Raw genomic sequence first — 11798 nt, 5'->3', positions numbered from 1 at the left:
AGAGTTTCTGCCCGACTGTTTTCCTCCGGAATGGGCCGTGATCAGCCTACCACCCGGCAGCCTGCCCGTCCTTTCGCATCTCAGTGGCTCCGATATAGACGCCGGTCTCGGGATGGCGGGCGATGGCCTGATAGCCGCCAAAGGGCATGCCCGTCTCCTCGACCTCGACATTGTGCCCCATCGCGCGCAGCGCCTCGATGGTCTCGGCCGGCACGCCGGGTTCGACATAGAGCGTGCCGAGATCGTCGATCGGGACGGTGTCCGCGGCGCTGCCGCTCAACGCATCGGTCGGCTGGCGGCCGCCGTCGTGCATCAGCCGCGCCGCATCGCCCGCTTCCTGAAGGTTCATGCCATAATCGACCAGGTTGACGAGGATCTGGACATGGCCCTGCGGCTGCATCCCGCCACCCATCAGCCCGAAGCTCATAAAGGGTTCGCCGTCGTGCATGACGAAGGCCGGAATGATCGTGTGGAACGGCCGTTTGCCCGGCTCATAGGCATTGGGGTGGTCTGGATCGAGGCTGAAGAGTTCGCCGCGATCCTGGAACATGAAGCCCAGCCCGTCGGCGACGAGCCCGCTGCCCATGCCGCGATAATTGGACTGGATCAGGCTCACCATCATGCCGCTCGAATCGGCGACGGTGAGATAGGTGGTATCGCCCGGCCCTTCGAGTTCGGGGGCGTCCGGCGTGCCGGGGGAGAAGGCGGGTGTGGCGCGCGCCGGATCGATTTCGGAAAAGCGGGCGCGGCCGTATTCTGGCGTCAGCAGGCCTTCGGGTGCGGCCGAGAAGGCGGGGTCGGCGTAGAAGCGCGCCACGTCCTCGAACGCCAGCCGCTTCGCTTCGGTGATGTAGTGCAGCACCTCCGGAGAGCCGCGCTCCCATTGCGACAGATCGACGTTGCGCAGGATGTTGACCATCTGCAGGGCCGCGAAGCCTTGCGAATTCGGCGGCAACTCGCACAGTTCGTAACCCCGGCGATAGGCCACGCAGGCGACGTCGACCCATTCGCTTTCGTGGGTGGCAAAATCGTCGAGCGTGAAGGCGCTGCCCTGACGGCGCAGATAATCGACCATCGTCCGCGCGGTCTCGCCTTCGTAGAACTCGTCCCGGCCGTTCGCGCCGATTCTCTCGAGCGTGTCCGCCAGATCCGGGTTGCGGAACGTGTCGCCGGGTTCCGGTGCGCCACCCGCGAAATAGGTTGCGCGGCCATTGTCGAAATCGAAGCCGTACCGTTGCTGGTTCTCCTCAAAGCGGGTGAGGTTGCGGCCGAAATACATGGCGATGACGGGGGCGAGCGGATGGCCCTCTCGCGCGTAGCGGATCGTCGGGGCTAGGTTCTGCGCCATCGGCAACCGGCCGAAACGCTCGTGCAGTGCGAACCATGCATCGACGGTACCCGGCACTGTGACCGGAAGCGGCCCGACCGGCGGAATCGACGTCGCGTCGGGGCCGAGCCGCTCGCGTAGCTGATCCAGCGTCTGCCCGGCGGGCGATCGGCCGGAACCGTTGATGCCGTAAAGCTGTTCGGTTTCAGGGTCATAGACGATCGCGAACAGGTCGCCGCCGATGCCGTTCCCCGTCGGTTCCATCAGGCCGAGCGCGGCATTGGCCGCGATCGCCGCATCGACCGCACTTCCGCCGTCCTGCAGGATATTGAGCGCGACCTGGGTCGCCAGCGGATGTGCGGTGGCCGCCATGCCATTGGGTGCGACGACCGGACTGCGGCTCCATTGCGCACCGACCGGCCGCGCACCGGGGCCGATACCCTGCGTCGCCTCGGCCGTCGTATCGGCAACATTGTCCGATGGCTGCGCCAGCGCAGGACTGCCAAAGAGTAAGATGGCCGCGGCCAATGTCGTGATCGATCGCATATTGCTTGTCCCTTTGGTGAGCCTTGAGCGTAGGCGAGCGAAAACCGCCTGCAAAGGCCCAGGCGACGTCGGGCAGGGATCGCATTCCTCTTTGGGCCGCGCAGAATCGTACGGAACCTCGCAGATGACCTTCGCGGCTGTCTGTTTCGCCCGCGTCAACGCGACCGATGAGCGCTCGATCACGCTTTCGCATTTGAAGACTGTATGGTGCCGGATGTCCGACTCGAACGGACGACCTACCGCTTACAAGGCGGTTGCTCTACCAGCTGAGCTAATCCGGCCCGGGGCCATGCGCCGCGCCTATGCGGCAAAGCGGCGGTGAAATCCAGAGCGTTTCAGAAGCCAAGCGCGGGATCGAATTCGCCATCGATCAGCACGAAGCAGACGCGGCACGGCTTGCCCGACCGGTTCGACCAGGCATGGCTGGTGCCGCGCTGGATCACGATATCGCCGGCGCGGACGACGGTTTCGCCATTTTCGACGAGCAACGTGATCTCGCCTTCCAGAACGATCCCGTAGTCGATCGATTCGGTACGATGCATGAAGGGGTGACGCGGCGCTTCGCCTTCATGGCGAAGGGCGTCGGCCGCGCCGATCGCGGTGAAAGCCGCCTTTGCCGCTTCCGGCGGGACGATCGCGTCGGGATCCTCGGGCGCGAAATCGACGATCCTGATGCGGGTGCCATTGGCGGGCGGATGGAGGTTGATGCCGTCCTCGGAGGGCTCGCCCGATGCCGCGTCGATGGGTGCGGGCGTCGCGCGGGTGTTCCACAGTTCGACGAACTGCGTTGCGCGGTCGTCGTCGCCGAAACGTTGCGCGCGGGGCGGGGCGCCGTCTTCCTGGATGATCGCACGGCCATCGGCATCGTGGCCGGTGACGATGCGGCGGACCGGGGGTAGGGTTTCGGGCATGGCGGGCTCTCCTCTCGCCTATCAGCAGTCCGTCAGGCGACGCCGAAAGTCCAGCCTTCGGTGCGGCGGAGCTCCGCTGTCATCCCGGCGGGCGACCATAGCGCCGCCTCTTCCGCTGCTTGCCGCAGCCAGGCCGCGCCCAGCATCGCATCAGTTGCATGGTCGTCATAGCGAGGGAGGGGCGTGTGGGGCGCGCTGCCCAGCGAAGATAAGGCGCGGTCGAGCGCTTGACCATCGCGCACCTTGGTCGTTCCGGTCAGCCCCGCCGCCCGAGCCGCGATGCCGGTATAGATTTCGACCAGCATCGGGCCGCGTTCGGGCACGGGATCGAACGGCCAGACCGGAATGGCGCCGGCGAGGCGATGGAGTACGCGCATGCCGGTCAGGCTCGATTTGCCGACCTGCGAGGCGCCGATCAGGTTGAAACAGGAAGCGGCATTGCCCTTGCCCTGCTCGCGGCAGGCCCGCTCGGTGATGTGAAGCCGGCCCAGCCCGGCTTCGAAGCGATCGCCGGTCAGCGTCGCACCGGCTTCGCGCTGGCGAAAATGCGCGGACAATTCGGGATGGGCGGGAATGGCATTGGCGGCGAGGTGCGGTTCGTCAAGACAGAGCCGGTCGACCATCGCCCAGAGCGCCTTGGCGTCTCCCGGATTGTCCTTCAGGCCCGGGAAATAGGCATCGGCATCGGCGAAGGGCAGGGCGGTCGAGAAATCGAAACCGATCAGCATGTCGGCCTTTTCGGCCGCGCATTCGTGAAGCCAGCCCAGCGCTTTCGCACGGGACCATCGGCCCGACACATGCCCCGACGCAACAAGGGCGGGAGCATCGGCTCCCGCCCTCGTCATGGCCAGCTGGATGCCGGCCGGTCTCGCCACCGCCTGTCCCGACCAGTCGAAACAGGCGAAGCGGCGAAACGTCCGCACTAGATCCCGGGAGGCGTGGTGTCGCCCGGGTTCTTCTTCGTGGCTTCGCCGTCGGTCCACCGCTCGAGGAGCTTGTGGGCCGTCGGGCGACCGCCAAGGCCGAAGGCGATCGCGGCGGCCACGGCTGCCGAAATCACGATCGATCCGAAGGCGATCACGACGATCTCGTCGGCAATCTCCATGAACTTGAGGCCCATGGCGACGAACAGCGCGATGATCAGATACTTCAGCAGCGTCGCCAGCATGCCGGTCTCGCCGGTGCCGCTCGACATGATGCTGACGAGCACGCGCGAGAGCACGATGCCCACGGCGATGATCACCAGGCCGAAGATCACCCGGCCGCCCAGTGCGACGACTTCGGCAACCATGGCTTCGAGCGTGCGGATTTCCAGCACCTCGATCGCGGCCATGGCGGCAACGAGCATGATCGCGGTCAACGCAACCGTGCCGATGACGCGGGTCAGCCTTACCGAACCGGGAAGCAGACCCGAGCCCGAAGCGGCATTGTCGAGACCGAGCGCCTCGAGCACCTGCTGCAGCCAGCCCTTCACCCAGCGGCCGATGAAATAGGCCACGCCGAGGATCAGCGTCGCGGCGATGGCGCGCGGGATGAAATAGGCGACATCCTGCAGGATCGCGATCAGCGGCGTCGAGATCGAGTCGAGCTGCAACGCTTCAAGCGCTGCCGTCGCGACCGGAATGATGATCAGGACGAACACGATGATACCAATCGCCTTGCTGAGCGTCGTATGCGCGGCGCCGGAGGCATCGGAGGCCGGGACGGCGTCGGCCCCGGTGATGTTGCCAGCACCGGCCTTGGCGAACCACCCGTCGGCATTGATCGCGGCCAGCGCGGTTTCTACGATGCGGCGCACGATGGTCGCGACGATCACGCCGAAGAACAGGATCAGGCCTGCGGCGAGGATGTTCGGCAGGAAACCGAAGATGCCCGTGGTCAGTTCGCGGACGGGATCGAGCACGCCGGAAAGTTCGAGCGGCTGCAGCGCAACCACAAGACCGACGAGCCAGACGATCCAGTAGGCGAGGGTGCCGATCTGGCTACCGACGGTCTCCCCCGGCTCGGCAGTGCTGTGTTTCTGCAAGGCCGGCACGCGGTCGACCATCTTGGCGATGGCCCATTTGACGCCCTTGGCGATGAAATGGGTGATGAGCAGAATCGCGAGGGCGGCGAGGATCTTGAATCCCCATTCCCACACAAGCTCCCAGTTAATGTCTCTCTCGAGATCGAAATTCATGGTGCGTTCCCCTGTTTAACAGATTCGAATGTCGCGACGCGCATCCTAAACCCTACAGGAGAAAAGCGCGAATCAATCGTTTCGTTCCGCCCTAAGTCGTTCCCAATAGGCAATTCGTTCGGCGACCTTCGCCTCGAATCCGCGCTCTCGGGGCCGGTAATAGTTTTGCGGGTCCATCTCGTCCGGCCAGTAGTCTGCGCCGGAGAAGCCCTCGGGGTCGTCATGGTCATAGGCATAGCCCTTGCCGTAGCCGACATCCTTCATCAGCTTGGTCGGCGCGTTGACGATGTTCATCGGCGGCATCAGCGAACCCGTCTCCTTCGCCGATCGCCAGGCCGCCTTTTGCGCGGCATAGGCGGCGTTCGATTTGGGCGCGGTGGCGCAGTAGAGGCAGGCCTGCACGATGGCAAGCTCGCCTTCGGGGCTGCCGAGAAACTCGTAAGCGTCTTTGGCGGCAAGACACTGGACGAGCGCCTGCGGGTCGGCGAGGCCGATATCCTCGCTGGCAAAGCGGGTGATCCGGCGCAGGACGTAAAGCGGCTCTTCGCCCGCCGTCAGCATGCGCGCGAGATAGTAGAGCGATGCCTGGGGATCCGAACCGCGCATCGATTTGTGGAGCGCGGAAATCAGGTTGTAATGGCCTTCGCGGTCCTTGTCGTAGACGGCGACGCGGCGGTGGAGGAAATCGGCCAGCGCAGCGGGATCGAGCGGTTCCTCCGCGCCGATGGAAAACAGCGTTTCGGCCTGGTTGAGCAGGAAGCGCCCGTCTCCGTCGGCCGAGGCGATCAGCGCCTGTCGGGCTTCGGCGGTTAGGGGGAGGGCAATTCCCTCCTGCTCTTCGGCGCGATCCAGCAACGTGCCGAGCGCTTCGGCGTCGAGCCGGTTCAGGATCACGACCTGCGCCCGGCTCAGCAAGGCGGCGTTGATCTCGAAGCTCGGATTCTCCGTCGTCGCGCCCACTAGCGTCACCGTGCCATCCTCGACATAGGGCAGGAAGCCGTCCTGCTGCGTGCGATTGAAGCGGTGAATCTCGTCGACGAAGAGCAATGTGCGTTTGCCCGTGCCCGCCATCTGCCGGGCCTCGGCAAAGGCCTTCTTCAAATCGGCAACGCCGGAAAAGACCGCTGAAATCGCCACGAAGCGCAGCCCAACCGCATCGGCGAGCAGCCGGGCGATGGTGGTTTTGCCCGTGCCCGGCGGTCCCCAGAGGACGAGCGATGCGAGCTTTCCGGCCGCGACCATCCGGCCGATCGTGCCGTCGGGGCCGGTGAGATGCTCCTGTCCCACGACTTCCCCTAGCGTTCGCGGGCGAAGCCGATCAGCGAGTGGCGCGGCATCGGCGGTCGCGTCGTCGGTCTCGTCGGAGGCGAAGAGATCGGCCATCGATCGATCAGGGCGCCGTGCTGCGGGGCGGCGTCGCTCCTCCTGCCTCGTGCTGGCGGACGATCCGCAGATAGCCGTCGACCAACGCCTGGTTCACCTGGTCCCAGCCATATCGCTCGCTCGCCTCACACCCGGCCTGGCCCGCCGCCGCGCGCGCGTCTTTATCGGCGCAATAATGGGCGAGCGCATCGGCGAACGCATCGATCGCGCCGGGGCGGATCAGCTTGCCGGTCACACCGTCGGTGACGAGGCTCTCGCTGCCCGTCGCGCGGGCTGCCACAACGGGCAAGCCCGCCGCCATTGCCTCCAGTGTTACATTGCCGAAGGTTTCGGTGACGCTGGGGTTGAAGAGCATATCCATCGACGCGACTGCGCGGCCGAGATCGGCGCCGGTCTGGAAGCCGACGAAGACGCCATCGGGCAGCCGCCGTTCGAACCATTCGCGCGCCGGCCCTTCGCCGACGACGATCACGCGGTGCGGCGCGCCGCGCTGCTTGAGATGGTCGATCGTGTCGGAGAACACGTCGAGGCCCTTCTCCATCACGAGCCGTCCGACGAACCCGATCACGGCTTCGTCGTCGTTGATTCCAAGGCCCCGCCGCCATTCGAGATCGCGGCGGCCTGGGTTGAACACCTCCCGATCGATCCCGCGCGTCCAGATGCCGACATCATAGCTCATCCGCTGCTCGCGCAGGATCTGCGCCATCGAATCCGACGGCGCGAAAATCGCATCGCAGCGGCGATAGAACCGGCGCAGGATGGCGAGCGTCAGCGGCTCGAGGAATGCCAGGCCGTAATAGCGCGGATAGGTCTCGAACCGGGTATGGACCGAAGCGACGACCGGCACGTCCCAGCGGCGGGCCAGCGTCACGGCGCGATGGCCGAGGATTTCCGGACTGGCGACGTGGAAGATGTTCGGCGCGAAGTCGGCAATGTCGCGCCTTATTCTGCCGGGCAGCCGCAATGGCGCCCGATATTCGCCGCGGCCGGGCAGGGGGAGGGCGGGGACGTCGACGACATCGCCTGTCGCCTCGAAATCGGGTTCCTCGACCGTCGGCGAGTAGATCCGCACGGCCGCGCCTTGGCGCAGCAGATAGCCGACCAGCCGGTTCAGCGCCTGGTTCGCGCCATCCCGGACATAGTTATAATTGCCGCTGAAGAGGGCAATGCGCAGATCGCTCACATCCATCGGCAGGCAGATAGAGAATTGCGCGGGAAAGGCCAATGGGAACGCGGCCGCGCCGTTCGCCGTTCTTTCTCCCGAAGGAGACCATCATGGCGAGATCGAACAGCTTTCAGAAGGACCAGCATGTCGAATGGGACTGGGGCAGCGGCAAGGGCAGGGGGCAGGTCGCGGAGCGCTTCGAACGCAAGGTCACACGGATGCTGAAGGGCGAAGAGATCACGCGGGATGGCGATTCCGAAAATCCTGCCTATCTGATCAGGCAGGAGGATGGCGGCAAGGTCCTGAAGCTGGGATCGGAACTGTCGGGGACCCAATCGAAGTAAGGAGACTGAAGACAATGCGCGATGAAGCAACCGTATCGTCGATGCTCTGCCCCGTCTGCAAAACGGGGCTGGCGCTGAGCGACCGGCAGGGGGTCGAAATCGATTATTGCCCGCAATGCCGCGGCGTATGGCTCGATCGAGGCGAACTCGACAAGATCATCGAGCGGAACAGCGAACAGATGCAGCAGATGCCGGGCAGCGGAATGCCCGCCCGCGGCGTCGAAACGGTGCGCCGGCCGGAGCGCGGCTATTATGGCGACGACGATCGCGGCTATCGCGGCGGCGGCCATCACGGCCAACGGCGCAAGCGGTCGTTCCTGTCGGATTTCTTCGACTAGCCGGCGGCTACCGCCGCGTTGCGGCGGTAGCGACGCCTGCGGCGATCAACACGCCGCCACCGGCACGCTGCAACCAGCGGCGCAATCTGGAATTTCGCATCGCATGCGCCGCGCGCGAGGCGCCGATGGCATAGGCCGTGTCGGTCACCGCTGCGATTGCCGTAAAGGTCGCGATCAGAATCGCCGCCTGGGGAAGGAAGGGTCGGTCGACCGATATGAACTGCGAGGCAAAGGCGACGAAGAACAGGACTGTCTTGGGATGGAAGGTCCCGACAAGGACATTGGCGAGAAATGCCGTCCGGCCAGAAATTGGCCTCGACGGCATCTCCGCCCGCCGCGTTTCCCGGCTTCGGAGGATCGCGATCACGCCGATTGCGATCAGGTAAAGCGCGCCTGTCCATTTCAGGACGGTAAAGGCGATCGCCGAGGTCGCAAGGATTGCTCCTGCGCCGGCCATCGATACGCTGATAGCTATGGTGTTCCCGAGCGCCATGCCCGCGACGGAGATCAATGCGACGCGTTGGCCGGAACTCATTGCGAAACCGACGATACTGGCCACTCCGGGTCCCGGAACGATCGCGAGCACGAACGAAGCGGCGGCGAAGCCGAGCCAGAGATGCATTTCCATCGGTGCCGTGCTCCCCAATTGCCTCGCGTCTGACCTAGCCTCGACGAGACGGCAAAAGCGAGGATATTCCGCGCCTGGCTTCGGCGCGAACGTTGCGTGGCGCCAATAATGCCAACAAAAAGCCCCGCCGGATCGCTCCGGCGGGGCTTTTTCATGTTGCTGACGAACGAGCCTATTCTTCCGGCTGTTCGCCCGCATTCTCGCCTTCGGCCACGACCTCGGCGATCGGATCGTCCCCGGTCGAGGCGGCGGGATCCTGCTTCATTTCGGCCTCATGCTCTTCCTCGGCCGTCTGGGCTGCGATTATCGCTTCCTGCAGCTTTTTCTGCTGGGCGCGAAGGGCCGCATCGCGGGACGAGGCGGTGACACGCATGCGGTTCATGCCCGCACCCGTGCCGGCCGGGATCAGGCGGCCGACGATCACATTCTCCTTGAGACCAAGGAGCGTGTCCGACTTGCCCTGAACCGCGGCTTCGGTGAGCACGCGCGTCGTTTCCTGGAACGAGGCTGCCGAGATGAAGCTGCGGGTCTGCAGCGACGCCTTGGTGATGCCGAGCAGAACGGGCTTGCCCTCCGCCGGCTTCTTGCGCGACTTCTTCAGCTCCGCGTTGATCTCGTCCATCTCTTCGCGGTCGATCTGCTCGCCCGGAAGCAGGGTGGAATCGCCGCTTTCGGTGATCTCGACCTTCTGCAGCATCTGACGAACGATCGTCTCGATGTGCTTGTCGTTGATCTTCACGCCCTGCAGACGATAGACCTCCTGGATCTCCGCCACGAGATACTCGGCCAGCGCCTCGATACCCATGACCTCTAGAATGTCGTGCGGATCGGGCGAACCGGCGACAAGGTCGTCGCCCTTCTTCACCATATCGCCTTCCTGCACGTCGATGATCTTGGTCTTGGGGATCAGATATTCGACCGGATCGCCCTCGTCCGGAACGATCGCGATCTTGCGCTTGGCCTTGTAGTCGCGGACGAACTCGACGCGGCCGTCGATCTTGGCGATCACCGCATTGTCCTTCGGCACGCGGGCCTCGAACAGCTCGGCGACACGCGGCAGACCGCCGGTGATGTCACGCGTCTTGGCGGCTTCGCGAGGAAGTCGGGCGACGATATCGCCTTCGTTCAGCTGCTGGCCGTCCTCGACCGAGATGACCGCGCCGGGGATCAGGCGGTAGACCGCCGCCTCGCCGCTGTCCTCGTCGAGCAGCGTGATGCGGGGCTTGAGGTCGTCCTTCTTGGACTTGGCCTGGTCCTCGGTCACGACGCGCTGGGTGATGCCCGTCGCCTCGTCGGTCTCTTCCTTGACCGTGCGGCCGTCCACGACGTCCTGCAGCTTCACCACGCCACCCTTTTCGGTGATGACCGGTGCGAAGCTCGGATCCCACTCGGCGATCCGGTCGCCCTTGGAAACGACATGGCCTTCGTCGTGAAGCAGGCGCGCGCCGTAGGGAATACGGAACACGCCGACTTCGCGGCCGTCCTCGTCGAGGATCGCGAGTTCGCCCGAGCGCGACAGGGCGAGCTTGCGGCCCTTGCTGTCGTTGATCGGATTGAGATCGCGATATTCGAGCTTGCCGTCGGCAGGCGCTTCGAGGTTCGACTGCTCGTTGAGCTGCGCCGCACCGCCGATGTGGAAGGTCCGCATCGTCAGCTGCGTGCCCGGCTCGCCGATCGACTGGGCGGCAATGACGCCCACCGACTCGCCGATGTTCACCGGGGTGCCGCGCGCGAGGTCACGACCGTAGCATTTGCCGCAGACGCCGACCTTGGATTCGCAGACCAGCGGGGAGCGGATCTGGACGGACTGGACGCCCGAATCCTCGATCGCCTGCGCCATCGGCTCGTCGATCAGGGTTCCGGCCTTGACGATGATCTCGTCGTCCTTGCCGCCCGCGATGTCCTCGGCCGCCGTGCGGCCCAGGATACGCTCGGCGAGCGTTGCGATGGTCGAACCGCCCTGGACGATCGCCTTCATTTCCAGCGACTTCTTCGTCTTGCAGTCTTCCTCGACGATCGTGCAGTCCTGCGACACGTCGACGAGACGGCGGGTCAGATAGCCCGAGTTCGCCGTCTTGAGCGCCGTATCGGCAAGGCCCTTGCGGGCGCCGTGGGTCGAGTTGAAATATTCAAGAACGGTCAGGCCTTCCTTGAAGTTCGACAGGATCGGCGTCTCGATGATCTCGCCCGACGGTTTGGCCATCAGGCCGCGCATGCCGGCGAGCTGCTTCATCTGGGCGGGCGAACCACGGGCGCCGGAGTGCGACATCATGTAGATCGAGTTGATCTCGCGTTCGCGGCCGTCCTCGTCCTTCGGCGTGGCGCGGATTTCGTCCATCATGGCGTCCGCGACCTGGTCGCCGCAACGGCTCCAGGCGTCGATCACCTTGTTGTACTTCTCCTGCTGCGTGATCAGGCCGTCCTGATATTGCTGCTCGTAATCGGCGACCAGCGCACGCGTTTCCTCCACCAGGCCTTCCTTGGCGTCCGGGATGATCATGTCGTCCTTGCCGAACGAGATGCCGGCCTTGCATGCATGCTGGAAGCCCAATGCCATGATGCCGTCGGCGAACAGGACCGTGTCTTTCTGCCCGGTGTGGCGATAGACGATATCGATAACGTCGCCGATCTCCTTCTTGGTGAGAAGCTTGTTGATCGTTTCGAACGGCACCTTGTGGCTCTTCGGCAGCTTCTCGGCGATCAGCATCCGGCCCGGCGTCGTCTCGACGCGCATGAGATACTCATTGCCGTCCTCGTCGGTCTGCGGGACCCGGGTCGTGATCTTCGAGTGGAGCGTGACCGCGCCGACCTCGAGCGCCTGATGCACCTCGGTGATGTCGGCGAGGATCGAACCCTCGCCGGGCTCGCCTTCGCGGTCCATCGACAGATAATAGATGCCGAGAACCATGTCCTGCGAAGGCACGATGATCGGCTTGCCGTTGGCGGGCGAGAGGATGTTGTTGGTCGACATCATCAG

The 11798-nt window shown here is 64.8% G+C and carries 9 protein-coding genes, 1 tRNA gene and 1 pseudogene; 2 read left to right on the top strand and 9 right to left on the bottom strand.

Annotated elements, in window-relative coordinates; all coding sequences use genetic code 11:
- Positions 1-46 precede the first annotated feature (46 nt).
- The 7 genes from Q0139_RS11750 to Q0139_RS11720 all read right to left on the bottom strand — a co-directional run bounded on the left by Q0139_RS11750 (position 47) and on the right by Q0139_RS11720 (position 7535).
- Positions 47-1873 carry a gamma-glutamyltransferase family protein gene (locus Q0139_RS11750; RefSeq protein ID WP_298022012.1) on the bottom strand — a complete coding sequence of 609 codons (1827 nt, stop codon included), beginning with the start codon at positions 1871-1873 and terminating at the stop codon, positions 47-49.
- Positions 1874-2078: 205 nt separating this feature from the next.
- Positions 2079-2154, bottom strand: a tRNA-Thr gene (locus Q0139_RS11745).
- Between the two features lie 54 nt (positions 2155-2208).
- Entirely contained in the window at positions 2209-2784 is a 576-nt protein-coding gene (locus Q0139_RS11740) for a cupin domain-containing protein (RefSeq protein WP_298022009.1), read from the bottom strand.
- Positions 2785-2816: 32 nt separating this feature from the next.
- Entirely contained in the window at positions 2817-3707 is an 891-nt protein-coding gene (locus Q0139_RS11735) for a hypothetical protein (protein ID WP_298022006.1), read from the bottom strand.
- A complete protein-coding gene (locus Q0139_RS11730) occupies positions 3707-4963 on the bottom strand; it encodes a mechanosensitive ion channel (protein WP_298022004.1) in 1257 nt (418 codons plus the stop codon). Before Q0139_RS11730 ends, Q0139_RS11735 begins: the two co-directional genes overlap by 1 nt.
- Positions 4964-5035: 72 nt before the next feature.
- Positions 5036-6346: a replication-associated recombination protein A gene (locus Q0139_RS11725; protein ID WP_298022001.1), complete on the bottom strand. Its 1311-nt coding sequence runs from the start codon at positions 6344-6346 to the stop codon at positions 5036-5038.
- A gap of 7 nt (positions 6347-6353) precedes the next feature.
- A complete protein-coding gene (locus Q0139_RS11720) occupies positions 6354-7535 on the bottom strand; it encodes a glycosyltransferase family 1 protein (RefSeq protein ID WP_298022136.1) in 1182 nt (393 codons plus the stop codon).
- A gap of 86 nt (positions 7536-7621) precedes the next feature.
- Here Q0139_RS11720 and Q0139_RS11715 point away from each other — a divergent pair, with 86 nt between their 5' ends.
- Positions 7622-7855 (top strand): DUF2945 domain-containing protein, encoded by a 234-nt coding sequence (locus tag Q0139_RS11715; protein WP_298021999.1) that lies wholly within the window; start codon positions 7622-7624, stop codon positions 7853-7855.
- A gap of 14 nt (positions 7856-7869) precedes the next feature.
- On the top strand, positions 7870-8193 hold the full coding sequence (locus Q0139_RS11710; RefSeq protein ID WP_298021997.1) for a zf-TFIIB domain-containing protein: 324 nt from the start codon (positions 7870-7872) through the stop codon (positions 8191-8193).
- Between the two features lie 7 nt (positions 8194-8200).
- Here the strand turns inward: Q0139_RS11710 and Q0139_RS11705 are convergent, their stop codons facing one another.
- Positions 8201-8821 (bottom strand): LysE family translocator, encoded by a 621-nt coding sequence (locus Q0139_RS11705; protein WP_298021996.1) that lies wholly within the window; start codon positions 8819-8821, stop codon positions 8201-8203.
- A 172-nt stretch (positions 8822-8993) separates the two neighbouring features.
- Positions 8994-11798: pseudogene (locus tag Q0139_RS11700) on the bottom strand (DNA-directed RNA polymerase subunit beta'); the annotation flags it as partial.

This window comes from uncultured Parasphingopyxis sp. (genome assembly GCF_937129435.1).
Lineage (GTDB): Bacteria > Pseudomonadota > Alphaproteobacteria > Sphingomonadales > Sphingomonadaceae > Parasphingopyxis.
The sequence above is the reverse complement of the archived record's forward strand: the minus strand, read 5'-3'. Positions and strand labels throughout refer to the sequence as shown.

Bases quoted from the DNA above. Each gene is read 5' to 3' on its own strand.
- Q0139_RS11750 (WP_298022012.1), bottom strand. From the start codon at position 1,873: ATGCGATCGATCACGACATTGGCCGCGGCCATCTTACTCTTTGGCAGT.
- Q0139_RS11740 (WP_298022009.1), bottom strand. From the start codon at position 2,784: ATGCCCGAAACCCTACCCCCGGTCCGCCGCATCGTCACCGGCCACGAT.
- Q0139_RS11730 (WP_298022004.1), bottom strand. From the start codon at position 4,963: ATGAATTTCGATCTCGAGAGAGACATTAACTGGGAGCTTGTGTGGGAA.
- Q0139_RS11725 (WP_298022001.1), bottom strand. From the start codon at position 6,346: ATGGCCGATCTCTTCGCCTCCGACGAGACCGACGACGCGACCGCCGAT.
- Q0139_RS11720 (WP_298022136.1), bottom strand. From the start codon at position 7,535: ATGGATGTGAGCGATCTGCGCATTGCCCTCTTCAGCGGCAATTATAAC.
- Q0139_RS11715 (WP_298021999.1), top strand. From the start codon at position 7,622: ATGGCGAGATCGAACAGCTTTCAGAAGGACCAGCATGTCGAATGGGAC.
- Q0139_RS11710 (WP_298021997.1), top strand. From the start codon at position 7,870: ATGCGCGATGAAGCAACCGTATCGTCGATGCTCTGCCCCGTCTGCAAA.
- Q0139_RS11705 (WP_298021996.1), bottom strand. From the start codon at position 8,821: ATGGAAATGCATCTCTGGCTCGGCTTCGCCGCCGCTTCGTTCGTGCTC.